This window comes from Pseudomonas sp. R76 (genome assembly GCF_009834565.1).
Lineage (GTDB): Bacteria > Pseudomonadota > Gammaproteobacteria > Pseudomonadales > Pseudomonadaceae > Aquipseudomonas.
Genome location: NZ_CP019428.1, coordinates 2986535 through 3011155 on the forward strand (window position 1 = coordinate 2986535; position 24621 = coordinate 3011155).

16 protein-coding genes are annotated in these 24621 nt (G+C 60.8%); 6 read left to right on the forward strand and 10 right to left on the reverse strand.

Annotated features, from left to right (window positions below; all coding sequences use genetic code 11):
- Positions 1-220 precede the first annotated feature (220 nt).
- The 5 genes from PspR76_RS13560 to PspR76_RS13580 all read left to right on the forward strand — a co-directional run bounded on the left by PspR76_RS13560 (position 221) and on the right by PspR76_RS13580 (position 5621).
- Positions 221-1255 (forward strand): WD40/YVTN/BNR-like repeat-containing protein, encoded by a 1035-nt coding sequence (locus PspR76_RS13560; protein ID WP_174245674.1) that lies wholly within the window; start codon positions 221-223, stop codon positions 1253-1255.
- A gap of 15 nt (positions 1256-1270) precedes the next feature.
- Positions 1271-3646, forward strand: coding sequence for an efflux RND transporter permease subunit (locus tag PspR76_RS13565; RefSeq protein WP_159955979.1), 2376 nt, complete (start codon positions 1271-1273; stop codon positions 3644-3646).
- 180 nt (positions 3647-3826) lie between these two features.
- Positions 3827-4123, forward strand: coding sequence for a DUF5629 family protein (locus PspR76_RS13570; protein WP_159955981.1), 297 nt, complete (start codon positions 3827-3829; stop codon positions 4121-4123).
- Positions 4110-5285 (forward strand): lactonase family protein, encoded by a 1176-nt coding sequence (locus tag PspR76_RS13575; protein ID WP_159955983.1) that lies wholly within the window; start codon positions 4110-4112, stop codon positions 5283-5285. The genes PspR76_RS13570 and PspR76_RS13575 overlap by 14 nt, the downstream gene beginning before the upstream one ends.
- Before the next feature lie 156 nt (positions 5286-5441).
- Positions 5442-5621 (forward strand): hypothetical protein, encoded by a 180-nt coding sequence (locus tag PspR76_RS13580; protein ID WP_159955985.1) that lies wholly within the window; start codon positions 5442-5444, stop codon positions 5619-5621.
- 102 nt (positions 5622-5723) lie between these two features.
- Here PspR76_RS13580 and PspR76_RS13585 read toward each other — a convergent pair whose 3' ends face one another.
- From PspR76_RS13585 to PspR76_RS13605, 5 genes are all read right to left on the reverse strand, one after another.
- Complete coding sequence (locus tag PspR76_RS13585) at positions 5724-10868, reverse strand: hypothetical protein (protein WP_159955987.1); 5145 nt, start codon at positions 10866-10868, stop codon at positions 5724-5726.
- A gap of 424 nt (positions 10869-11292) precedes the next feature.
- Entirely contained in the window at positions 11293-11889 is a 597-nt protein-coding gene (locus PspR76_RS13590; protein WP_159955989.1) for a glutathione S-transferase, read from the reverse strand.
- The gene (locus PspR76_RS13595) at positions 11886-15524 is read right to left on the reverse strand and encodes an AAA family ATPase (RefSeq protein WP_159955991.1); all 3639 of its coding nucleotides are present in this window, start codon (positions 15522-15524) and stop codon (positions 11886-11888) included. Before PspR76_RS13595 ends, PspR76_RS13590 begins: the two co-directional genes overlap by 4 nt.
- Positions 15521-16762: an exonuclease SbcCD subunit D C-terminal domain-containing protein gene (locus PspR76_RS13600; RefSeq protein WP_159955993.1), complete on the reverse strand. Its 1242-nt coding sequence runs from the start codon at positions 16760-16762 to the stop codon at positions 15521-15523. The genes PspR76_RS13595 and PspR76_RS13600 overlap by 4 nt, the downstream gene beginning before the upstream one ends.
- A gap of 349 nt (positions 16763-17111) precedes the next feature.
- Complete coding sequence (locus PspR76_RS13605; protein ID WP_174245623.1) at positions 17112-17396, reverse strand: DUF6124 family protein; 285 nt, start codon at positions 17394-17396, stop codon at positions 17112-17114.
- Positions 17397-17842: 446 nt separating this feature from the next.
- Here PspR76_RS13605 and PspR76_RS31120 point away from each other — a divergent pair, with 446 nt between their 5' ends.
- Positions 17843-18460, forward strand: coding sequence for a hypothetical protein (locus PspR76_RS31120; protein ID WP_178119851.1), 618 nt, complete (start codon positions 17843-17845; stop codon positions 18458-18460).
- Between the two features lie 283 nt (positions 18461-18743).
- On the opposite strand, the gene PspR76_RS13615 is transcribed toward PspR76_RS31120, so the two are convergent.
- The 5 genes from PspR76_RS13615 to PspR76_RS13635 are packed head-to-tail and all read right to left on the reverse strand — an operon-like array spanning position 18744 to position 24621.
- On the reverse strand, positions 18744-20384 hold the full coding sequence (locus PspR76_RS13615; protein ID WP_159955995.1) for a BatD family protein: 1641 nt from the start codon (positions 20382-20384) through the stop codon (positions 18744-18746).
- A complete protein-coding gene (locus PspR76_RS13620; protein WP_159955997.1) occupies positions 20381-22120 on the reverse strand; it encodes a tetratricopeptide repeat protein in 1740 nt (579 codons plus the stop codon). Before PspR76_RS13620 ends, PspR76_RS13615 begins: the two co-directional genes overlap by 4 nt.
- Complete coding sequence (locus tag PspR76_RS13625; protein ID WP_159955999.1) at positions 22117-23205, reverse strand: vWA domain-containing protein; 1089 nt, start codon at positions 23203-23205, stop codon at positions 22117-22119. Before PspR76_RS13625 ends, PspR76_RS13620 begins: the two co-directional genes overlap by 4 nt.
- Positions 23198-23692, reverse strand: a complete 495-nt coding sequence (locus PspR76_RS13630) for a DUF4381 domain-containing protein (protein ID WP_153839571.1) — start codon at positions 23690-23692, stop codon at positions 23198-23200. Before PspR76_RS13630 ends, PspR76_RS13625 begins: the two co-directional genes overlap by 8 nt.
- A complete protein-coding gene (locus PspR76_RS13635) occupies positions 23689-24621 on the reverse strand; it encodes a DUF58 domain-containing protein (protein WP_159956001.1) in 933 nt (310 codons plus the stop codon). Before PspR76_RS13635 ends, PspR76_RS13630 begins: the two co-directional genes overlap by 4 nt.

Here is a 24621-nt window from a genome sequence, read left to right on the forward strand (position 1 = left end):
ACGATCATCATCATGCGCAGTAATACTGTCCCATTCAGGCCATCGGCAAACGCCACCAGTTAACAAAAGATAACGTAGCGCCGATTGTCAGACGATTCGAAAGCCCGATAGGATGGCCCCTGCTTCCTTCAGGCGCTCTAGATTGCAGGTTTCAGGGCCCGGGAAGGCAAGACGACCTAACAATAATAAATCGGGAGAAAGGTCTATGAGTGAGCCTGTCATGGGTTGGGTTGTTTGCCGCCCGCGCGCCGCACGCCGGGTTGCGATGCTGGCCACAGCGCTCTCGCTGTTTGCGGCGCTGTCGACACCCGTGCTGGCCGCCGGCGATGCCACCGCACAGCCGGTATTTGCGATTCAAACCCCCAAGGCCGCCAAAGGCTTGATGATCGATGTGGTCCACGCAGGCTCGCGCCTGGTGGCGGTCGGTGATCGCGGGCACATCCTCTATTCCGATGACCAGGGCAGCACCTGGACCCAAGCCAAAGTGCCGACTCGGCAACTGCTCACGGCGGTGTTCTTCGTCGACGACAAACACGGTTGGGCCGTGGGCCATGATGCGCAAATCCTCGCAAGCGTCGACGGCGGCGCCACCTGGACCCAGCAATACCAAGACCTCAAGCGCGAAGCCCCACTGCTCGACATCTGGTTCAAGGACGCCGAGCACGGCCTGGCCGTGGGCGCCTACGGTGCGCTGATCGAAACCACCGACGGCGGCAACACCTGGGAAGACGTCAGTGACCGCCTCGACAACGAAGACCAGTTCCACCTCAACGCCATCGCTCACATCAAGGACGCCGGCCTGTTTATCGTCGGCGAACAGGGCAGCATGTTCCGCTCCAGCGACGACGGCCAGACCTGGCAAAAGCTCGAAGGCCCGTACGAAGGCTCGCTGTTTGGCGTGATCAGCACCGCGCAAGCGCAAACGCTATTGGCCTACGGCCTGCGCGGCAATCTTTACCGCTCCACGGATTTCGGCAGCACGTGGGAACAGGTTGAACTGAACGCCGCGCGCGGCGCCCTGGAGTTCGGCTTGTCGGGCGCCACGCTGCTTGATGACGGCTCGCTGGTGGTGGTCGGCAACGGCGGCAGCGTGGTGGTCAGCCACGACGATGGGCAAACCTTCAGCGTGTTCAATCGCCCGGACCGCATTTCACTCTCGGCGGTCACGGCGGCGGGCAACGGCAACTTGATTCTGGTCGGGCAGGGCGGTGTTCGTGTCGCCACGCCGACCGGCGCCGAACCGACAAAACAATAAGAAGGCGGACAGAGAATGAGCAGTCATCACAACGATAAAGCGACCTTTCTTGAGCGCCTGATCTTCAACAACCGCCCGGCAGTTATCGTCATCTGCCTGCTGGTGAGCATTTTCCTGTTCTGGCAGGCGACGTTGATTCGCCCCTCCACCAGCTTTGAAAAGATGATCCCCCTCAAACACCCCTTCATCGAAAAGATGATGGAACACCGCAACGACCTGGCCAACCTGGGCAATACGGTGCGCATCTCGGTGGAGGCCAAGGACGGCGATATCTTTTCAAAGGAATACATGGAGACCCTGCGCCAGATCAACGACGAGGTGTTCTACATCTCCGGCGTCGACCGCTCGGGCCTCAAGTCGCTGTGGAGCCCCAGCGTGCGCTGGACCGAAGTCACCGAGGAAGGCTTTGCCGGCGGTGAAGTGATCCCGCAAAGCTACAACGGCTCGCCGCAAAGCCTCGACCAACTGCGCAATAACGTGCTCAAGTCCGGCCAGGTCGGGCGCCTGGTGGCTAACGACTTCAAGTCGAGCATCGTCGACATCCCGCTGCTGGAGTCCTACCCGGACCCGCAAGACCAAGGCAAATTACTCGCCCTGGACTACCGCAAGTTCTCCCATGAGCTTGAAGACAAGATCCGTGACAAATTCGAAGCGCAAAACCCCAACGTCAAGATCCACATCGTCGGCTTCGCCAAGAAGGTCGGCGACCTGATCGACGGCCTGGTGATGGTGGTGATGTTCTTCGGCATCGCGTTCGTCATCACCCTGATCCTGCTGTTGTGGTTCACCAACTGCCTGCGCAGCACCGTGGCGGTGTTGAGCACCACGCTGGTGGCGGTGGTGTGGCAACTCGGTTTGATGCACTTCTTTGGTTTTGGCCTCGATCCGTATTCGATGCTGGTGCCGTTTCTGATCTTCGCCATCGGTATTTCCCACGGCGTGCAGAAGATCAACGGCATCGCGCTGCAATCGAGCGAGGCTGACAACGCGCTGACGGCGGCCCGTCGCACGTTCCGGCAACTGTTCCTGCCGGGCATGATCGCGATCCTTGCTGACGCAGTGGGCTTTATCACGCTGCTGATCATCGACATCGGCGTGATCCGCGAGCTGGCCATCGGCGCTTCCATCGGCGTAGCGGTGATCGTGTTCACCAACCTGATCCTGCTGCCGGTGGCGATTTCCTACGTCGGCATCAGCAAACGCGCCATCGCCAAGAGCAAAAAGGACGCGCACCGCGAACACCCGTTCTGGCGCCTGCTGTCCAAATTCGCCAGCCCCAAAGTCGCGCCGGTGTCGATCCTGTTGGCGCTGATCGCCTTCGGTGGCGGCCTCTGGTACAGCCAGAACCTGAAAATCGGCGACCTCGACCAAGGCGCGCCGGAACTGCGCCCTGACTCGCGCTACAACAAAGACAACAACTTCATCATCAGCAACTACTCCACCAGTTCCGACGTGCTGGTGGTGATGGTCAAGACAAAGGCCGAAGGCTGCTCGCGCTATGAAGCCATGGCGCCCATCGACCAGTTGATGTGGAAGATGCAGAACACCGAAGGCGTGCAGTCGGCGATCTCGTTGGTGACCGTGTCCAAGCAGATGATCAAGGGCATGAACGAGGGCAACCTGAAATGGGAAACCCTGTCGCGTAACCCCGACGTATTAAACAATTCCATCGCCCGCGCCGATGGCCTGTACAACAACAATTGCTCGCTGGCGCCGGTGCTGGTGTTCCTCAACGACCACAAGGCCGAAACCCTCGACCGCGCGGTGCATGCGGTGCAGGACTTCGCCAAGGAAAATAACAAGGACGGCCTGGAGTTCATCCTCGCCGCCGGTAACGCCGGGATCGAGGCCGCCACCAACGAGGTGATCAAGGAGTCCGAGCTGACCATCCTGATCCTGGTGTACCTGTGCGTGGCCACCATGTGCATGATCACCTTCCGCTCGTGGGCGGCGACCCTGTGCATCGTGCTGCCGCTGGTACTGACCTCGGTGCTGGGCAACGCGCTGATGGCGTTCATGGGCATCGGCGTCAAGGTAGCGACCTTGCCGGTGGTGGCGCTGGGGGTGGGGATTGGCGTGGACTACGGCATCTACATCTACAGCCGCCTGGAGAGTTTCCTGCGGGCCGGCCTGCCGTTGCAGGAAGCCTATTACCAGACGCTCAAGTCCACCGGTAAAGCCGTGCTGTTCACCGGCCTGTGCCTGGCAATCGGCGTATGCACCTGGATCTTCTCGGCGATCAAGTTCCAGGCCGACATGGGCCTGATGCTGACCTTCATGCTGCTGTGGAACATGTTCGGCGCGCTGTGGCTGTTGCCGGCGCTGGCGCGTTTCCTGATCAAGCCGGAGAAACTGGCGGGGCAGAAGGGCAATTCGTTGTTTGCCCACTAGTGGTCAAATTGTGGGAGCGGCGGTGCGACGATTCGACTTGCTCGCGAATGCGGTGGTTCAGTCTATGTATTGGGTGACTGATACGCCGCTTTCGCGAGCAAGCCCGCTCCCACATTAATTCCAGGTCCAACCTGTACGGCGTGGGCTATCATTGGCACTTTCCCCAAATGATTGACTGCCATGACTGCTGACACCGCTACCTTGCTCGACGCTGTTAAAGACTGCCAGATGGTTGAAATCGATGGGCTGCACACCTTTGACTTCAGCCTGGACGACCAGAAGTTGCTGATCATCTGCATGGACGGTCGTGCCGAGAAACGTTGGAGTTTCAGCCTGGAGCAGGTCAACGCGGCGATCTTTGATCAATCGTTGCAAAGCTGGACCCTTACCGGTGACTCGGGCGAGCATCGCCTGGTCTGCATGAGCGGCGTCACCGGCAACAATAATGATGAGGACGAAGCGGATGATGATGCGTAAATTCTGGCCCCTGCTCATGGCAGGCAGTGTCGGTGCGATGTCGGTGCAAGCCGCGCCGGCCGACACCTATGAACTGCTGGTGGGCAGCTACACCGCAGGCACCAGCGAAGGTATCTACCGCCTACAATTTGACAGCCGTACCGGTCAATTCAGTGGCACGCCTGTGCTGGCGGCCAAAGCGGCCAACCCTTCGTGGCTGACGATTTCCAAAGACCAGAAGCACCTGTTTGTGGTCAACGAAAACGGCCCAGGCCAGAAAGACCCGGTCGGCCGTGTCAGCAGTTACAGCATCGACCCGCAGAATCATCAGCTCAGCCTGATCAACCAGGTGCAGAGCCTGGGCAATGAGCCGACCCATTCCAGCCTCGCCGCCGATGGCCGCTACCTGTTCGTGGCCAACTATTCGGTGCTCGAAGACCCGGGTGGCAGCCTTGCGGTGCTGCCGGTCGACGCCAATGGCAAGATGTCGGCGCCGGTGCAACTCAGCGGGCATCCGTCCAGTCGCGTGAACCCTGAGCGCCAGGCCTCCAACCACGTGCACTCGGTGGTGTCATCGCCAGACGGCAAATACGTGTTCGTGCAGGACTTGGGCGCCGACAAGGTATTTGCCTACCACTATGACCCCAAGGCCAACCACGAACTGCCATTGACCCCGGCCGATCCGTCCTTTGTGCAGTTGCAACCGGGCAGTGGCCCGCGTCACTTGCTGTTCAGCGCCGATGGCAAGCATGCCTGGCTGACCACCGAGATGAGCGCGCAGGTTGCGGTATACGACTACAACGACGGCAAGCTCAGCCAGACCCAGCTGGTAGAGTTTGCTGCCGGGCAACCGGTGTCCGACAAAGCGGGTGCAGCTGTGCACGCTTCAAGTGACGGCAAATTCCTCTACGTGAGCAATCGTGGCACCGCTAACCAAGTGCTGGTGTTCAGCATCGACCCGGCCACCGCACACCTCAAGGAACTGCAGCGCCGTTCGGTTGAAGGCGACCACCCGCGCGAGTTCAGCCTGGACCCGAGCGGCAAGTTTTTGCTGATCGCCAACCAGAAGAGCAATCAAATTGTGGTGGTCGAACGTGACCCCAAGACCGGCCTGCTGGGTAAAACCGTGCAGAAATTGCCGATTGATGCCCCCAGCGACCTCAAGTTCCTGGTGCGTCAATAAGCCACAGGCCCCGCAGTGCGGGGCCTGACCCTCAGTATTAATTCTATTAATAGCGGCTACTGTTTCAAAGCATTTCTAAGGTTCAGCCCTCGGGCGTAAGTTGGGTTCCAAGGCCTTCCCCGGCCACCTAAACGAACGAACACAAGGGTTACCGACATGAACTTGAACCTCTTCTCCATCATCGCCGCTTCCGCTGTTTCCGCCACTGTGGCATTGCCAGCCGCCGCCAGCGTGGACGTTGCCGGTAAAAAATCCAGCACCAGCGCCTACACCCAGAAATACCTGCAACAAAGTGCCAACTTCTACGCCGCACTGGATCACAAAGCCCAGCAATGAGCGTTGATTGACGCGGCACACGCCAAACGCCAAACCACTGGAACGCAGATGCTCGCGTTCCAGTGGTTTGGCGTTTGTGTATCGGGTGAGTGCAGCCATGCCCTAGGGTTTGGCGTTGAGGTATATCTCATCCGGCGGTGCGCGAATTCTCGCATCTTCAATTTTATCGGCGGGCGTGTTTTTTCCTGCCGCCATGTTCAAGTCCTTCTGGGTCAGTTTTTGTTGGCTGGGTAATTTCAGGTGCGCAAACGTATGGCTGGCGGGACGTGTCAGCGCGTCTTCTTCGGTCGCGTAGTGGAAGTGTGCATACCAGAGGACGTTATGAGGTTCCCGGATGTCGCGCACCACGTATTCAGTGAATACATCACCCGCTCGGGTAGGAAATACCCGACCTACAGGTTTCAGGGTGACCAGATGCTGATCGAACAGGTAAGCGACATTGGCGGCAGAGGGCGCCTGTAGAACGTAGGCGTCTCGCACATGTTCGCAGGTGCTTTTGTGCATCGCTTCAGCACGCGTGCGCCATTGCTCGACAAGCTGTGCACACGCCGGATCATCGCCGTGTGTTGCTTCGGTCTTGTTGGCCAGTTCAAGCAGGTTCGACGCCGGCTCTCGCAGCATGTGGTCCCAATCAAGCGGTTTGATCTTTTGCAGTTCGTCAGGTTGTTTGAGTTTCTTTTTCTCGTGCAACACTAACCGTTCCTGTTGCTCCCATTGTTTGATCAACGCTTGCCCCTGAGCCTTCAAGGCTTTGAGCGATGGCTTTGGCGCCGCAGGTTGCACGGGGGGCGGGGTGTTCACAGCCGGCTCGGCAGCTTCTTCTTTGTGTATCTCAGTGGGCGAGGGTGTACGCGTTGGAGAGTCCGGTTGTTTGCGATCAATAGGCGATTGTCGGTTTTGTGAATGACCCGACGAGGAGGCCAGGTTCAAGGCGCTGTCCCTTTCTGCCTGGTTCAGTATGTCTTGCTGCTGTTTGGCATGATCGAGCAGCTCTCCCAGGCGCTTGATCAGCAGGTCATTGTATTTTGGGCGAATGATGACCGAATGGCTGGCCTGGAGCTGGCGGCAGTCTTCCAACAGGCTTTCATACGTGTCAATCAGCTGCGTCAGTTGCGACCGGCGTTTTGCCTCTGAAACGTCAGTCTCGTTGAGCAGCTCCCAATGGAGCTTCACGATAGGCGCCAACGGCCGCTGGCTGATACGCGTGCCGATGGCGAGTTCTGCCGGCGGGTAAGTCGCTTGATTCGCTTTGTTCAGGCTCAGCTCTCTAAGCGACCCTAACGTATTCAGCTTCAGATTGAGCGCTTCGTTGTGGGTGGTTGCCGGGATTTTGTCTTGATCCACGCGCGTGTATTTTCGATCACTGGCCAGCTCATCAATGACGTCGGGCATGGCAAGTTGTTGCTTGATCTCTTCGAGTTTCTTTTGCGTCAGCCTGATGTCGTCTTTGAGCCGGGTATTGGCAGGGTCGTTGCTCAGTGCGCGCCTTGCATCGCTGAGCTGCAAGCGGGTATCACATTGTTCAAGTGTCAGTTGGGCTTTGACCATCAACACCGCCAAGGCTGTTTTCCGGTCGCTGAGTTCGATCAGCGCTTTCTGTTGGCCTTTTCTGAGTTTGATGTTGGCTTTATTAATGGCCAATTCAGCGTTGAGTTGAGTGATTTTCAGCTCGCTGGTCAACTTAAGTGTACGCAGCTCAGCGTCGTCTTTATCGGCACGCAATTGATCGTTCGAAGGGTCGGATGCGAGCGCTTGCTGTGCTCGGTTGAGCGTGTCTTTGGCGAGCGCTATTTTATCCCTGATGTTTGCATCGGGGATCAGCAATGCCTTCTCGGCATTCAGCCGCTCGACCATAGACCTGGCGTGTTCTCTGCCGATAGGCGAGTCACTTGCCCACTCGTCAAGAAGTGCCGAGCGCTCGCCAAGGTAGCGCAGCATCTGCTCTTTCTGATCAACCGTATTGTCCAGGGTCGCGACAAATTTTTGATAGCCGCTTGAATTTGGATCTTTGACGTTCTGGATAATCCTGGTCAGAGGTTCGCCATCCGAAGCATGCTGGCTTTCTCCAGCGAGGGTTTGATAGACCTTTTGAAGGGCTCGTTGCTCCTCAAATAATTTCAGAAATAGCTCGGAGCGCTGCGCCTGAAAGAATGAGGATTTTTCCGTGCTTTTCTTGGGCGTCAGGATGTCGACCGCGGAGCGCTTCAGGTCGCCGCTGAGTTTTAAATTCGAGCGGTGGGTTTCGAGCATCCTGTTGAGTTGCGTTCGAGACGCTGTGGTCAGTTTCAGTTGTTCCTGATAACGGCTATGGGCCTCACTCTCAGGCACGTTAGGGTCAACCGCCTGCCACCGCGCCAGTAGCTGCGTGCGGTTTTTTATATAGGTGTCGAGTGTTTTTGACAGAAGGCTCTTCGAAAATTCGAGCTTTTTATCCAATGCCGCCATATCGGTCTTCAGTGATTCATACCGCGTCTGGATGTCGTTGTCATCGGCAGAGGTTCTCTGGCCACCGTTGAGACGCTCGACAGGCTTGAATTCCCAGCTGCCGTCGACCGTGGGTTTCAGAAACGGGCCTGTGCGGCACTTGTCGTTATCGTCAAGCAGGAACACCTGGTCCAGGTCAGCACCTACCCGATACCATTTCTCGTTGGCTTTGGCATGCAACTTCCCGTCGATTCTATACAGGCCCGCGAGCCGTCCTTTCGCGATCGGGAGGCCGGGGTGGGGTGGTTGCGGTACTTCGAACGAATTGATCAGGTCCACCAGCCGCGTGCGTGGGTGCACGTGAGGAAATTGCAGCGCATGGTTGATATCGTCCGGCACCCGCCTGACAGGGGGCGTGTCTGCGGTGACGGGCGCGTCCTCGACCGTATTCGGGAACCTGTCGGCCATATGACGGTCCTCGCCGAGGCTGTGTGGGGCCTCGTGCGTGCTGAGCGGCGAGAGGGCAAACATCATGTTCAGTAACAGATCCACCACCGCCGCTGATTTATCCTTTTTCTTATCGTCATCCAGCGTCTCAAGGTCATTCTGGATCGCGTCCAGCTGCAGCATGGCGCCCAACGCCATGCCCGGTGTACGTAGCGCAGGCAGCACGGCATTGAGTACCAGGAACCCGCCTTCCTTGAGAGAGGCCCAGCGGCTTTCGCTGTTCGACACCGATTGCTCTTCGGCGAGGCTCGTCAGGCTGTGGGCGTTGGCGTCGTACAAGTGGTCCATCAGCTTGCCGTCATGCAGGCCCTCAAGCAGCGAGTCTGCGGTGTCATAGCCCTCTGTTGCCAGCGTTGCGGGCCGTGGCGCTTCATAGGTTCGGAACTCATCGCCCTGGAGGAACTGCTGAGCATGCGGCTCCCGAAACCCGTTATGTGTGTAGACGTCACGCGTCTTTTGGTCACGCAGCCAGGCGAGCACGGTTGTTTGCAAGGTGCCCGGTTGCGCAATGGCCTCCATCAACGCCGCTCGTGTGGGGAACTCCAGCAACGGCGTGTCGGTTAACGGGCGATAAAGGACATGCGGGCCGACTGTGGTGTCCTTGGGTTCGATCAAAAACATGTTGTCGACAACGTCGGGCTGCGCGTTGGGTGTGCGCCGGAACGCCAGGGGCCGAATGACGATTTCCTGGCCATCTGCGCGTTTTTTTCCGGCGCCGGGGCTGACGATCGCTTCGACGTAACGGTAACTGCGGGCGCTGAAGCCGGAGTCTTTCTGCAGGGCGAGTTCCAGGGCCTGCAGGGGTAACTCGACTGCCAACTGTTCGGCAAACAGCGAACGACGTTCTTGCGTATCCTGGCCCTTGCCCACTAGCGTGCGTTTAATCAGCTCCGGATAGTTTTTCCCGATGTCGACTTCCTGCACCAGCTTCTTGAGCCTGTCACCGCTCTCCAATTCAGGCACGCGCCGGCCGTTGTGGTACACCTCCATTTCGCCTTTCGGCAAGCCCGCAAGGTTCTCCAGCGCCATCTTGGTCAGGCTCATGGGCACACGTTCGATGTAGCCGCTGCCCAGGTCCCCCACTGCAACCTTGAAGACCACGCTCACGTCCTGGGCGGCATACCCCTTCGGCAATTTTGCATCGAGCTGCTGCTGCGCAAACTGGGTGATGTCCGGGATGCCATGGTCGTACGAACGCCCTTGATTACGCTGCAGGGTACTGGCTAATTGCAGGCCCAGAGTGCGGTAGGCATAACGATCACGGTCGTTGGCATGGCGCAGCCATTGCGGCAGGCGCTTTTGGGTTTGCTCAAGCACCTGTGGGTCCGCCTTGGTCGCGGTAACAAAGCCTGCGGCAGGGTCGCTTGCCCGGGAAAACTGCCCCGCCAGGTCGTGTGTGCCCTGCCCGGGATCGGGAGTGGCCAGCGTGGAGAGTTTGCGCAGGCTGTCATGCAGAATGTTGTCAGCCTGGGTATCGAAGATCGACCCCGGCGGCTCTTCAAGGCCAAACTTCAATTGATCGAGCGGGAACTGTTGGTCAAGGCGTTGCTCCCAGGCGCGCTGGAAATCCTGGAGAGAGTCGTAGGGTGTGATGTCTCCATTGGGTGTGTACAGCATAACCACCTGCCGGTTTCCCACAGTCCTTACAATCAAGAGTTCGTCCGAATAGGCGTCCCACGAATCCGGGTCGTGTTTCAAGCCGGTGTTGAGGGTGAATACCGACGCTTTGGTTGCGCCCTCTGATTCAGGCCGCACGGATTGATCGGGGTATCTCACCACCTGGTCCAGGGTCTCGCGTTGCACATCGTCCAAGCCTGGATGTTTCAACCCGGAGATGCGCAGGTTGTCTCGCAGGATATCGCTGAACCATTGCCTGCGACTGATGGCTGGGCCGGTGGTTTCTTGCCCCTTGGCGGGCGCCGCCTGCGCCGGGCTGTTCCAATAGCTCACCACGCTGCTGATAAAGGCAGGTTGGAGCTGGGTGGTTAAACGACGCACGGCCTGTTCGAGTGCGCGCAGGTCTATTGGCAGCGTGTTAACGGTTGAAACCGTAGCACCTTGTGTCTGGCGCGAGCGTGTGTCGACCAGTGTACGGTCACCGGTGAAATCCAATGCCGTGCCATTCACCAGATAGTCAAGGGCGAGTTCCACAAGCGGGGTCTGTGTGTTCCGGGTGGGGTTATGCGGGTCGGGTTCGCTGATGACGAGGTGGCTGATGTCGATATCCTCGTTGCCGGTGCTGTTGCGCAGGGTCTCACGCAGTAATTCTGATACGACTGATCGCAGCGTGGGGCGCCCGGAAAACTGCTGGCGCACAGCGTCGCCAAGGGGGTCAGTGGATAGCGCAGGCAGCGTGTTTTCGGTTCGATCTGACGGCGGCGTTTGAAGGGGAGACGCAGAGGAAAGTGGTCTGGCCCGGCTGTGATGCTTTAACTTCTGCGCGCTCTGGACTTGATCATGGGTTATATGAACAGGAGGTGGTACAGCCTTTGGCAGGGGGGCAGTCAACGGGGCCATGTAACTACTGATAACTGAACGCGCTGATATTGAACTCACACTACACTCCTCGGATTGACACGTTGAATGTCCCCTAACTAACGGGGCAGTTCGATCGGCGGATAGTAGCTATTTTTGCGGGCTGAGCGAGCAAGTAATTATTGTGAGTTGTTGCGCGGTAATAAATAAGTAACGGGATAATTATCGGCGTGTTTATTAATGATTAAAATGTCGACCTTTTGTTTTAAAGAGTCTTTTTCATTACGTCGAGAAATAATGCGCTGGCCAAAAAATGCTTTAGCCATTGTTGCAACTTCGGATACGCAGCCTGCGCAAACCACTCGCGATCCACATGCGCAAACTGGCGCACAAACGGCGCCAGTGCTGCATCGGCCAAGCTCACATGATCGGCCAACAAATAGTCGTTCTGCGCAAGCAACCCTTCCAGCCTGCGCAAAAACCCCTCGCCCTCGGCGCGATAATGTTCCATCGGCTGTTGCGGGTAACGCTCGGCGTATTTGTATCGATTTAAATGATGCTTGAACACGTGATCATTCTCGGCGATCAGTTCCAGCGCCGACGGGTCACCGCCCAGCAACCAATCCTCGGGATCGTGCTGCGCCAGCGCCCATTGCATGATCTCCAGGCTTTCGTCGATCACCCGATCGCCCACGCAGAGCACCGGCACCGTGCCCTTGGGCGACAGTGCAAGCATCTGGGCCGGCTTGGCCTTGAGGCTCACTTCGACGATCTGCACCGCCACGCCTGAATAGCGCAGCGCCAGGCGCGCCCGCATCGCATACGGGCAGCGCCGAAACGAATACAGCAGCGCCTGGCTCACTTGACCTCCAGGGTGCTCAAGCCATTGCCCTGGCGCTTGACCTGGATCTGCACCGGGATGCGCTCGTGCATTTCCTGCACGTGGGAAATCACCGCCACCTTGCGGCCTTGGGCCTGCAAGCCGTCCAAGGCGTCCATCGCCAATTGCAGCGACTCGGGGTCGAGGCTGCCAAAGCCTTCGTCGATAAACAGCGACTCAATCTTCAACGTGCTGGAAGCCATCGACGCCAGGCCCAAGGCCAATGCCAACGAGACCAAAAAGGTCTCGCCACCCGACAACGAATGCACCGAGCGCAGTTCATCGCCCATTTCCGTGTCCATCACCAACAGCCCGAGCATGCTGCCGCCGCGTTTGAGGCGATAGCGGCGCACCAGTTGGCGCAATTGCACGTTGGCGTGGTGCACCAGCAAGTCGAGGTTGTAGGCCTGGGCGATCTTGCGGAAGGTGTCGCCGGTGGCCGAGCCAATCAGCGCATTCAGGCGTGCCCAACGCTGCCATTCTTCGTAGGCCTTGGTGATCTGTTCGGTCAGGGCGTGGTTGGCGTCCTGTCGGCGTTGGTCCTCGTGCTGGCGTGCGCGCAGTTCGGCGCAGTGTTTCTCGCTGTCGGCCAACTGTTGATTGAGCGCAGCCAAGGTGCTTTCGAGTTGTTCGGCTTCCAGGTTGCCGTTGTGCAGGGCCTGGTGTTCGGCCAGGCGTTGTTCACGCTCTTGCAGCAGCACCTTGGCCTGTTCCACGGCTTTTTCGCTGTGTTGCAACTGCTGGCGCAATGCGCTGACCTGGCTGTCATCGAAGGCCAGCAAACGCGTCAGCCCGTCGTCATCCAGTTCGGGGTGCAGCGTGCGCCATTCACTCAAGCGCTCGCCGAGGTTGTGCTGCTCGGCGCTCAGTGCCTCTTGGCGTTCCTGTTGGGCCTTGAGGTCGGCGGCCAGTTGAATCAAGGCGCCACGAATGTCTTGCAGCTGTTGATTGGCGTCGGTTTCGCTCTGACGTGACTGCGCCACCGCCTGATCCAACTGCTGTTGCCACTGTTCGGCACTGGCGTGATCGCCCAGCAGGGCACTGAGTTTTGCCTGGGCCGCCTGTTGTTGGCTGGCCAGCTCGGTGACCTGCTGGAGCAATGCATCCAGTTGCTGTTGGCGATGCTGCTGATGGGTTTGTTGTTTCTCGATGGCCTGCTGGCGTTCCTGCTGTTCAGCCAGTTCGTCGCGCTGATGGCCCAACTGTTCCAGGCGCTGGCTGACCTGCTGGTCGAGTTGCATATAGGTCGCGGCCGGTTCGCGGCGCAGGCCTTCAAGGGTGTCGGCGGGCAACAGGCTGGCGAAGGCGTTGAGTTCTTCGTCGAGGCGTTCGCGGTCGTTGGACAGCTCGCGCTGCTGGTCCACCAGCAACTGCCGCGCTTGCTGGCTCGCGTCCTGGGCGGCTTGCAGTTGCTGCTGCAAACGCCCGGCATTTTGTTGCAGGTTGAGCAGGGCGCCTTGGCGTTGCTCGTCCTGAGTGATGCTTTGCGTCAGTTGTGCCAATTGCTGGGCCAGCCAGGCGCTGCGCTGGGCGGCATCCTGATTGAACAGCGAGGCCGCCAGCGGGTGCGCGTCCAGGCTTGGCTTGAGCGCTTGTTGCTGCGTCGCCAGTTGCTCCTGCTGTTGCAGGTATTCCTTTTGCTGGGCGATCAAACCGCCGACTTCGCCGCGCAGCTCGGTGAGCTTTTCCTTGAGCAGGTCGACGGCTTTCTGCGCCGTGGCCTCTTCGTTTTCGTCATGCCGGCCGAGGCTGTGCAGCAAGGCTTCGGGCTGGTGATAGGGGTGCTCATGGCTGCCACACACCGGGCATGGCTGGTCATCCTGCAACTGCTCGCGCAACTCTTCGACGCTGGCACTGCGGGCCAAACGTTGGCGCTCCAGCAGTTGCTTGGTCACCGTCAAGGTTTGCTCGGCGACGGTCAGCTCGGCCTTGGTTTGCAGGCCGGTCTGGTTCAGTTGTTCGCGCTGCTGCTGCGCGTCCGCGAGTTTTTGCGTGAGGCCGGCGCTCTGTTGATCCAGCTGTTGCTGGCTTTCCCACAGGCGCGTCAGCGCTTCAAAGGCGCGTTGCTGCTTGCGATTGTCCTGCAGGAGGCTGGCGAGCAGCTGGATCTGTTCGGTGACCGCGTGTGGCTCGGCGCCGGCTTCCTGATACAGCAGGTCCAACGCGTCGCGTTGCTGGGCGAATTGCTCGGCGGCGCGGGTGGCGCGTTGCTCGAGCTGCGGCAGTTCTTCCTGGCCTTTTTTCAGGCGGCTGCCAATGACCATCAGCTGTTGCAGGCGGTCGCGGTAAGCGCCCCAGGCATCGCTCAGCGGCGCCAACGGGGCGCTGCGCTCAAGCTCGGCGGCCAGGCGCTGCAAGCGTTCGGCGACGTGGCTGTGCTTGTCCTGCAAGCCCTTCAACAACGCTTGGCCTTCGCTACAGGCGCTTTCCTGTTGCTGCTTGTCCTCGCTGCGTTTGGCCAAGTCCTTGGTCAGGTGGGCGAGGGTGCTTTGTTCTTCAAACGCCTGACGCAGCAAGGGCACGGCGTCGGCCTGGTGTTTAAGCGCGTCAGCCAGTGCCGCCTGGGCAGCCGCTAGCTGTTGTTGCGCCTGCTCCTGACGGGTATGCAGCGCGGTTTGCTGCTCAAGGTGCTGCTGAATCTGCGCGGCGAGTGGCGTCAGCAGGGTGCCAAGTTCAGCCTGTCGAGCAAATTGATGGCGTTGCGGCGCCAGTTGTTCCAGGCGGCTCAAGTCCTGGCGCTGCGGGCCCTGGCTCTCCCAATCGGCTTGCGCGCGTTGCAGTTGCTCAGTCGCACTGTGCTGGCGTTCCTGCCACTCGCGCAGTTCCTTGAGCCAGGTGTGCTGCAACTCCAACTGCTTGAGCTGGGCTTGTTGAGTCTTGAGCTGCTGCTGGGCGTCTGCCAACTGCTGATCGAGTTCGGCACGCGCTTCGCCAGCCAGGGGCACCACGCCGGTGGCCTGGTCTTGCAGCTGTTTGTGCGCGTCCTTGGCATCCTTGGCCTTGTCGAAGGCGCGGCGGCCCAGCTGGGTGTAGAGCGCGGTGTCGGTGAGCTTTTCGAGCAGTTCGCTGCGCTCGTTGTCATTGGCCTTCAGGAACGCACTGAACTCGCTTTGCGCCAGCAACACCGCACGGGTGAACTGCTCGAAATTCAGGCCCAGGGCCAGTTCCAGCTGGGTTTTGTATTCGGTCTTCTGGCTGGCCAGCAGTTGGTCGCTGTCGAGGTCGATCAGGCTTTGCCGGCTGTTCTGCAACTTGCCGCTGGCCTTGTCGCGGGCGCGGTTGGCTTCCCAACGCGCGCGGTAGCGACGGCCGCTGACGCCGACAAAATCCACCTCGGCATAACCGCCGCCGGTGCCGCGTCGCAGCAAGGTGCGCGGGTCGCCGATGGAAATATCGCTGTCGGCATCCGGCATTTTTGCCTGGCCGGTGTCACCCAGGCGCGGCACCGCGCCAAACAGCGCCAGGCACAATGCATCCAGCAAAGTACTTTTACCCGCGCCGGTCGGCCCGGTAATGGCGAACAACCCGGCGCTGGCCAATGGCTCGGCGGTAAAGTCGATTTCAAACGGCCCCGCCAGCGAGGCGAGGTTTTTCAGGCGGATGGCGAGGATCTTCATGGCTGTTCGCCCTCCTGTTGCACTTCCTGGAGCAGCACGGCGAAGTCCTTCAAGGTTTGTTCATCCACTTCACTGCCGTAGTTGTCCTGCCAGGCGCGGCTGAACAGTTCCTGGGGCGTGAGCTGGTCGAGTTCGATCAGGCGCTCATCGTCGGTGGCGTCGCTGCCGCGATTGCCGGCGTATTCGGCGGCAATGCGCACCAGCCGCACGGCCTTGCCCTGCAAGGCGCTTTCGATTTGCTGGCGCAGGTCTGGCTGCGGTTCGTCGAGGCGCACGCGGACTTCCAGCCACGGGTGGCGTTGGGTTTCGGCGAGCAGGTCGACGTCGGGCAGCTGCGCCAACTGCGTGAGGATATCCGCCAGCGGCGCGGCTTCCAGGCGTTGCAGGTCGACCGAGCGGGGGATCAGCAGCGGTTCGACACTCACCAGGCATTGGCCCTGGAACGTCACGTCGAGCACCTGGTGCTTGTAGCCGATTTCGGAAAACGACAGCGGAATCGGCGAGCCACTGTAGCGAATGCGCTCTTCGCCATTGACCTTTTGCGGCTTGTGCAAGTGGCCAAGGGCAACATAGCCGACACTTTTGTCGAACAGTGTGGCCGGCAGCGCCTCGGCATTGCCGATGATCAGGCTGCGCTCGGAGTCTTCCGACACCGAACCGCCAGCCATATGCGCATGGCTGATGGCAATCAGCGCCTGGCCTTTCTTGCGTTTGGCATTCGCGGCGGCGATCAGCCATTCATGCACCTGGCCGATACCGCGCAGGTAATCATCGCCCAAGTGCGCGCCGGTGACTTCCGCCGGGCGCAAAAACGGCAGCGCCAGGCACCAGGCGGCGATCTTGCCCTTGGCGTCAGGCAGCGGGATCAGCAGGCGCTCGGCATCCAGCTGGCCATCATCCAGCCACAGCACGCGACCCAGCGCATGGGTGCGCAGGCGGCGCATCAACGGCGCGGGCAATTCGATGCGCGAACCGGAATCGTGGTTGCCGGCGATCATCACAATCGTGAGTGTGGGGTTTTGTTCGTGGGCGCTGATGATGAAGTCATACAGACGCTCCTGGGCCTTGAGCGGCGGGTTGACCGTGTCGAAGATATCGCCGGCGATCAGCAGTACATCCGGCTGATGGGCTGTTAACTGGCCCAGTAGCCACTCAAGAAAACAGGCGTGTTCGAAGTCGCGTTCCTGGCCATGCAGGTTTTGGCCGAGGTGCCAGTCGGAGGTGTGGAACAGACGCAAGGCGAACTCCGTGGAGAAGATGAAAAGGAGGGGAGTTTACCTGTAAAAGCAGACTCGGTGCCCGCAGCTGACCCAGATCAACTGTCACAGCCGAGCTTTTGTGGCGAGCGGGCTTGCCCCGCGTTGGGCTGCGAAGCGGCCCCAAAACCTGACGACCGAGTCCTCTCTGGATGACCTCTGCGCCTGTAATGGGGCTGCTGCGCAGCCCAACGCGGGGCGAGCCCGCTCGCCACAGAGGGATGTGGCGGCCTTTGAAAGTTGTGTCGATACCTATGCTGCGATGGCAGCACCTCGGTGTGACAGAAAGACCGAGGTGCTGCCATCGCAGGCAAGCCAGCTCCCACAGGGGTTATGCGGCGTGCAGGCAGTTCAGTGCGCGGTCGGCGAGGGTTTTGGCCTGGTTGATCAGGTGCTCGGTGGCGCCGGCAATGTCGCGTTGATCGCCGGTCAGCGCTTGGGTGGAAACGGCGGCGGTGGCGGCAGCGCAGCGCAACAGGTCGCAGAGTTGGGCGAGGGCGTCTTCGAAGCTGAGGTCGTGATGCACGGTGAACGCGGGCGGTGAGTCGGGTTGTAGATAGTGGCTCAGGGCGCGCTCGAAGATTTCGCGGGGTGGGTCTGGGACGATTTTGGTCATGCGGATATTCCTACTGAAAAAGGAGCCATCCGGATGTCGGTCTCACTCGACAAAAGGGTGGCAGCTATGTGCAGGGTGAGAATACCGGACAGTAGGACTCCAGCCAGACCGAAGTCTGCCTGCACACAGCCGCCATAGAGCATGTTGCTCGCGGTTGCGGCGCTTGGCGCCTACTGGTTCACAGGTTCTCACACCCGATCGCTGATATGCAGCGACAGAGCGAAGGCTAGCCAGTGGAATGAGCAGGCGCAAGGCCAAAGGATTGTCTAGGAAACGTCCTGCAAATTAAAGGGATATGGATTGCTGGCCTTTAACTATGCACACATATTTCCTCATACCTGCGCGTCGGATGCAGAGGGAACCGAACTGCTTTCAGGTACCAATCACTTTTCGCACTGGCTTTGACAGTGGGTTCTTATCATAAATAACGAAGAGTAGTACTTAAGATGACGACTTCCCTTCCAGCACTGCCTACGGTCTCCACCGCGAACGTCAGCGTAGGCGCCTACTCCGCGAGTAGCCCCACGAGCGTCGCTGCTGATATCGGTATGCCCAACTACCGCAGCGAGAGGAACCAGCATTTTGTTCCTCAGCAGAACGTCAAACGGCCTGAGGGCGATCACCGTAGCGCCGAGCAGATCATTAATGACAACCCCATTTTGAAAAACCTGGGCTTTCAAAAAGATATTAAGCGTGAATTGGCCTATGAGCGCCTGGGTGACTGGACTGCCAATAATCCTGATCCAGAGTCCAGGGCGGACGCCGCTTTCAATGCCGCCCGTGTCCTCAACTGGATCGACACCTCGTTGACCTCAACCGGTAAAAGTCGTGGCAAGTACTCGGATAACGGCGACCTGGAAGGCATCACACGCGGTGGCGATGCTCGTCGCGGCACGCCGGCCGGGATGTGGAAGGACTTCACAGAGCAGGGTTATAGGGCGCTACGCAGTGACCACCGTTTGGATGCGAATTCCAGCCGTCATGTCACGTCTTATGGCACCAACAACAGCAATGCTTATGTGATTTTTGGCAATCAGGCCGAGGATCAGTGGAATAAGTTTTAATGTAGCCCCATTAAGTAGACCTTTAATACCGTTCAGGTGTGGGAGCTGGCTTGCCTGCGATGGCTGCACCTCGGTGTGACTGAAAGACCGCGGTGTCTGCATCGCAGGCAAGCCAGCTCCCACACAGTTTTCTGATCGTTCCCACGCTCTGCGTGGGAATGCCGCCCCGGACGCTCTGCGTCCAGGCTCTGCGCTCAAGGCTCAGGTTTTTGCGCAAAGGTGACGCGCAGCGTCACCGGATGCATTCCCACGCAGAGCGTGGGAACGATCTTCTGCAGGAGGGTTATTTGGGATACAGCGGCGGCAAACTGGTGGTGTCCGTCGCCGGGTCTTGTTCGCGCTCGGCGACCGGAATCGCCTTGACCGCACGCCATAAGTCCTCGCCCAACCAGAAATGCCCGCTCTCGCTATAGAGCGCACCGTTGAGCCCATCCAGCGCATCCGACAACGGCACAAACCGCGCCGCCATGTCTGCCAGGGTTTCCGGCTGTTGCCGCGCCCAGGCGTCCAGGGCCTGGCGCGTGGCGTGTGGGTCGTTGGCCTGGGTGGCGCGCTTGAGGTCGTCGAGCAGCGTGCGCGGGCTTGGGCCGGTTTGCGCGGCACGCTGCACGGCGGGCTGGCGCCGTGCACGCCACCACAGGCCGAAACCCAGCAGCGTGGTGCAGGCGAGAATCAAGGTGCTGAGTTGCCATAGCCACAGGCGGTCATCGTCCGGCGCGGTGATCACGGTCGGGGTGGCCGGTGTGTCGACCACCAGGCTCGGGTTGGTCGCCACTTGCAGGGTACGGGCCGGCAGGCTGGTGCGTTCGAGGTGGTCTTCGTGGGTGTTCCACCACACCACCTCCACGGCCGGCAGTTCGACGGCGCCGGCGTGGGTCGGCACCAGGGCTTCGCGGTCTTCGCGGCTGCCGATCAGGCCACGGTCATTGTTCTGGTTGCCGAGCACCGGCTGGTCGGGGTAGCGGCGCAGGCCATTGATGTCGGCGCTGGGCAGGGCTGGCAGTTGCGCGCTGGACAGGCCTTCAGCCTTGACCGTAAGGCTGCGGGTCAGCGAGTCGCCGACTTGCACGTGCTCGGGCTCCGGGTTCCAGGCTTCGCTCAGGGTCAGGCTGCGTGCCGGGATCCACGGGGCATCCGCCGGGTACAGCGCGGGTTTGGGTTTGACGCTCAGCGCCAGCTCGGCGGAGCTGACGTGAATCAGCTTGCCCGGCTTGGTGCCCTGCAGCGTGTTCTCCTGCGGCGGGCGCGACTCCACCAGCGTAGCGCTGAAGGTCTGCGCCGGAATCACCAAGGCGCCGCTGTGCTGCGGGTAGATCGCGTAGCGGGTTTCGATCACGCCATGGCGAATGCTGTTGATGACTTTTTCGTAGGTGCGTGACTCGCCCAGTTGCTCGATGCGCGCGTCGGGAATCTGCAACGGCGTGAGGCTGCTGTCGTCGTACAGCGACACCGAGTGGTACACGCGCACAGTCAACAGCGCTTGGGCCTGGACGTATACGCTGCTCTGGTCAAGGTTGGCTTCGATGAACACCGGCGCCAGTTCGGCGCTGGTGTTCTGGCTGGCGGTTTCCACCACTTGCAGGCTGATCGGCTGGGTCTTGAGCTCGCCCACTTGCAGCGGCGGGATCACCACCGTGCCGTTTTCCTTGGGCAGCAGGGTGATGATCCAGCGCGTGGTGGCGCGGTTGTCGCCGCCCAGTGTGGTCAGTTGGTTGATCTGGCGCGTGCCGCTGACTTCGAACATCGCATCCAGTGGCGACAAGTCGGGCTTGCCGAACTGGGTGACGTCGCTGGACTCGACCGTCAGTTCCACCGTTTCCCCGGAATTGAGGCGGCTGCGGTCAACGCTGGCGACCAGGTTCGCCGCCTGGGCGTGGCCTGCCGTTAACGCCAGCAGGAGCAGAAGGGTGGTGCGGCGGCTCATCGAGTCTTGTCCTGATGTTGTTGCTGTTCGTACCAGAATTTGCGTCGCAGCAGTTCGCCGGGGTTGTCCGGGATCTCCCGCAGCCATTGCTCCAGGGCCTGGCGGTGCTCGCCGTCGAGGTTGGCATCGGCGGGGCGCAATGGCGGCGTGGTGGTTTGCTCATCGCCCAGCTCGCTGCCCGGCACATCATTGCCCCCGGCTTTGGGTGTGCCGCCGGTTTGGCTATCGCCGGTGCTGGCCTCGCCCTGGCCTTGGGGCGATTGCTCGCCGCCCGTGGCGCTTTGCCCACTGGTGCCCGGTTGCGCAGTTTGGCCGGGTTGGGTGGTTTCGTCATCTTCCTTTTTTGCCGGCTTGGCGGGCTCGGGCTGGGCTTTTTCCTGGATCAGGGTTTCGACCAGGGCTTTGTTTTTCAGCGCCGGTTGCAGGTCGGGTTGGGCTTCCAGCGCCTGTTCGTAGGCATCAATCGCCGCTTCCATCTCGCCGGATTTGGCCAGGGCATTGCCGCGATTGTAGTGGGAATAAGCGTCATTGCTCTGGGCAAAACGCTTGATCGCCTCGGCGTAATTGCCCGCTTCATACAGCGCTACACCTTGCCATTGCGGGTCTTCGAAGTGTTCGGCGGCCTCGGCGGGGCGCTTTTTCTTCAGCAGGTATTGGCCTTGTTGGTCGGGGCGCAGCCACAGGTCTTGCAGTTCAAACGCATAGCTGGGCTGCGGCGCGCCCAATAACAGCAACGGCAAACAAAACAACCAGCCACGGCGCCCGGCGCAGGCGGCGAGCAGCAACAGCGGCAGCAGCAACCAGTAACCCTGGTCGGCCCAGGCGTCGAGGTGCAGCAATTGGCCGTCGTTGCGCAGGTTTTGCGGGCCATCGAGCAGGTTGAGCTGGCGCAGGTCTTTGTCGTCCAGGCGTGCGGCGCGGTAGCGGCCGCCCATTTCGCTGGCGAAAGCCTTGAGGGTTGGGCTGTCCAGGCGGGGCACCAGAATCGCGCCCTGTTCGTCCTTGAGGAACTCGCCGCTTTCCTGGGTGACCGGCGTGCCTTCGCGGCTGCCGATGCCGAGGATCGACAAGGTCGGGGCCTGGGCGCCTTGCAACTGCAGTCGAATGCCTTGGCGTTCCTGTTTCGACAGCGAGGAGCCGACCAGCAACAGACGGCCCTGGCCGAGGCCGCCTTGCTTGAGCAAGCCCAGGGCTTTTTCCACGGCGAGGTCGGCGCGATGGCCGGGCTCGGGCATGATCGAGGGGCGCAGGGCGTCGAGCAGGTTGCGGCTGGTGGCCAAATCATCCGACAGCGGCACCAACGTGTGGGCGCTGCCGGCGTACACGATGATGGCGGTTGGCGCATCGGCGCGCGCCTGCAGCAAGTCATACAGCTTGCGCCGCGCTTGCTCCAGGCGATTGGGCGGGCTGTCGGTGGCGAGCATTTCCGGGGTCAATTCCAGCAGCACCACCACCGGGTCGGCGGGTTTCTGGCTGGACTGTTCAACCCGTTGCCAGCTGGGGCCGAGCAAGGCCAGCACGGCCAACAGCCAGGCGATGCCCAGCACCACCCACGGCGATTTGCTTTCGCGGCCATTGCCGCCACTGAGCAACACCGCATGAAAGGCCGGCGGCAAAATCATCTGCCAACGCCCGGCGCGCTTTTGCCGATGCCACAGCTGCCACAGCAGCCAGCCGAGCAGCGGCAGCAGCAACAGCCACCAAGGGCGGAACCAGTGCGGCCACAGGTCGATCATCGCCGCCTCCGCAAACGCAGGCGTTTAAGGCGTTGGCGCCATTCAGGGTGCTGTTGCAGGAAATTGCCCTTGGTCGAGAGTTTATTGAAGGCACGTTGCAGCGCGTTGTTGGGCCAGCGCTCCTGGATCACCAGCAACATGCTCAACACCAGCGCCAGGGCCAATGGCGCGCTGTACAGCGCCTGGGCCGGGCGGGCCTGGGTCGGCTGTTGTGCCACCGGCTCAAGCTGGTCGAGGGTTTCCTTGATCTTCTGCAGTTCGTCGCCGTCACGGGCACGGAAGTAGCGCCCGCCAGTGGCCTCGGCGATGGCCTTCAACGCGGGTTCGTCGAGGTCCAGGCTCGGGTTGACGCCGAGAATGCCCAGTGAGCCGGTTTGCTCCGGGTCGGCGCCAATGCCGATCGGGTAGATTTTCACGCCTTCTTCAGCGGCCAGGCGCGCGGCGGTCAACGGGTCGATCTGCCCGGCGTTGTTGGCGCCGTCGGTGACCAGAATCAGCACGCGGCTTTGCGCCGGACGCTGGCGCAGGCGTTTCAAGGCCAGGCCAATCGCATCACCGATGGCGGTGTTCTTGCCGGCAATGCCGATGCGCGCTTCGTCCAGCCAGGTGCGCACGGTGCGGCGGTCGAAGGTCAGCGGGGCTTGTAAATAGGCCTGGCTGCCAAACAGGATCAGGCCGACGCGGTCGCCTTCACGGCTTTCGAGGAAGTCGCCGAGCAAGTGTTGCACCAGGCTCAGGCGGCTGACGTCGTCGTCCTGCCAGTGCATGTCGGGGAAGTCCATGGAACCGGACACGTCCACCGCCACCAGCAAGTCGCGGCCACTGGCGGCAATCGGCAGCGGTTCGCCGAGCCATTCCGGGCGCGCGGCGGCGGTGAGCAGCAGCAACCACAGCACCACGAACGGTGCTTGCTGGCGCCAGCCCGGCAGGTTGACGCGTGCACGGCGGCGGGCCAGGCCTTCGAGGTCGGCAAGGTAGCTGACCTTTAATGCCGGCTCGCCACTGTCGGCCACCGGCAAGATAAGCCGCATCAACCACGGCAATGGCAACAGGGCAAAGATCCACGGCCAGGCGAACTCAAACATGTTTGCGAATCCAGGTGTCGACGGCTTGGGTCAGGCCGGCAATGGCCTTGTCGTCGAGTTTGCATTCGGGTTTGTAGGCGCCTTCCACCAGCACCATCCAGCGCGTGAGGCCGGCAGCCGGGCAGCGGTTGTCGAGGAATGCCAGCCATTTTCGCCCATTGAGGGTGTGGCTCTGGCTGTAGGGGTAGTCGTTGCGGCACAGGCGCTTGAGCAGGCCGTTGAGTTGTTGCAGCCAGGCCCCGGCCGGCGCGCCGTCGTAGGGTTTGGGCATCAACGCCAGCTCGGCGAGGGCGGCGATGCGCAGCGGGTCCAGCGGTTGTTCGGCACGCGCCAGCGGGCGGCGCGTGGGCAGGAAGCGGCGCAACCACCACAAGCCCCAGCCCAGCAGTGGAATCACCAGCAGCAACAGCCACCAACCCGGCGCAGGCGGCCAGAAACCAATAGCCGGCGGGGCGATCAGCGGTTGCAGTTGGTCGAGGCTGCTCATTGCTTTTTAACCGGGCGTTGCGGGTTGAGGTATTCGCGCAGTTGCTCGACCATTTCGCTTTGGGTGCTCAACGGCATCAGCAGGATGCGCAGCTTTTGCGCGAGCAGTTCCCAGCGTGCGACGCGGGCTTCGGCCTGGGCTTTGTAGGCCTGGCGCAAGTCGAAATTCAGCGTATCCAGTTCCAGCTGTGCGCCGCGCTCCGCGAAACGCAGCAGCCCGGCGGCGGGCAGGGCGTGGTCCAGGGGGTCGGAGATCGGCAGCAGCAGCAAGTCGCAATGGCGTGACAACAAACTCAGCTGTTGCTCGGCGCCCTCGGTCAGCGCGCGCTCATCGCAAATCACGATGACCAGGCTGCCCGGTCGCAACACTTCGCGGCCACGGCGCAGTGCCATGCCCAAGGCGTCGGCTTCCGGGCGGCTTTCGGTATTCAGGCTCTGGTTGACGTGCACCAGCCGGTTGAGCAGTTGCAGCAGGCTTTGCTTGCTGCGCCGGGGTTTGATTTCGTAGTGCTCGCTGTCGCCAAACACCAGCCCGCCGACGCGGTCGTTATGCCCCAGCGCGGCCCAACCGATCAGGCTGGCGGCTTGGGCGGCGAGCACTGATTTGAACATTTGGCCGGAGCCGAAAAACAGCCGGCAGCTTTGCTCCACCATGATGAAAATGGGCCGTTCGCGCTCTTCGTGGAACAGTTTGGTGTGCGGCTCTTGAGTACGCGCGGTCACGCGCCAGTCGATGGTGCGCACGTCGTCGCCGGCCTGGTACACGCGCACCTGGTCAAAGTCGACGCCACGCCCGCGCAGCTTGGAGTGGTGCAGGCCGATCAGCGGACTGCGCTGGCTCGGCGTGGAAAACAGCTGCACTTCGCGCACGCGGTGGCGCATCTCAATCAGTTCGCTGAGCGTGACGCGGATTCCATCGCTTGCATTCAT

Excerpts from the sequence above, each read along its gene's own strand:
- PspR76_RS13560 (WP_174245674.1), top strand. The coding sequence starts at position 221 with ATGGGTTGGGTTGTTTGCCGCCCGCGCGCCGCACGCCGGGTTGCGATG.
- PspR76_RS13565 (WP_159955979.1), top strand. The coding sequence starts at position 1,271 with ATGAGCAGTCATCACAACGATAAAGCGACCTTTCTTGAGCGCCTGATC.
- PspR76_RS13570 (WP_159955981.1), top strand. The coding sequence starts at position 3,827 with ATGACTGCTGACACCGCTACCTTGCTCGACGCTGTTAAAGACTGCCAG.
- PspR76_RS13575 (WP_159955983.1), top strand. The coding sequence starts at position 4,110 with ATGATGATGCGTAAATTCTGGCCCCTGCTCATGGCAGGCAGTGTCGGT.
- PspR76_RS13580 (WP_159955985.1), top strand. The coding sequence starts at position 5,442 with ATGAACTTGAACCTCTTCTCCATCATCGCCGCTTCCGCTGTTTCCGCC.
- PspR76_RS13595 (WP_159955991.1), bottom strand. The coding sequence starts at position 15,524 with ATGAAGATCCTCGCCATCCGCCTGAAAAACCTCGCCTCGCTGGCGGGG.
- PspR76_RS13605 (WP_174245623.1), bottom strand. The coding sequence starts at position 17,396 with ATGACCAAAATCGTCCCAGACCCACCCCGCGAAATCTTCGAGCGCGCC.
- PspR76_RS31120 (WP_178119851.1), top strand. The coding sequence starts at position 17,843 with ATGACGACTTCCCTTCCAGCACTGCCTACGGTCTCCACCGCGAACGTC.
- PspR76_RS13615 (WP_159955995.1), bottom strand. The coding sequence starts at position 20,384 with ATGAGCCGCCGCACCACCCTTCTGCTCCTGCTGGCGTTAACGGCAGGC.
- PspR76_RS13620 (WP_159955997.1), bottom strand. The coding sequence starts at position 22,120 with ATGATCGACCTGTGGCCGCACTGGTTCCGCCCTTGGTGGCTGTTGCTG.
- PspR76_RS13625 (WP_159955999.1), bottom strand. The coding sequence starts at position 23,205 with ATGTTTGAGTTCGCCTGGCCGTGGATCTTTGCCCTGTTGCCATTGCCG.
- PspR76_RS13630 (WP_153839571.1), bottom strand. The coding sequence starts at position 23,692 with ATGAGCAGCCTCGACCAACTGCAACCGCTGATCGCCCCGCCGGCTATT.
- PspR76_RS13635 (WP_159956001.1), bottom strand. The coding sequence starts at position 24,621 with ATGAATGCAAGCGATGGAATCCGCGTCACGCTCAGCGAACTGATTGAG.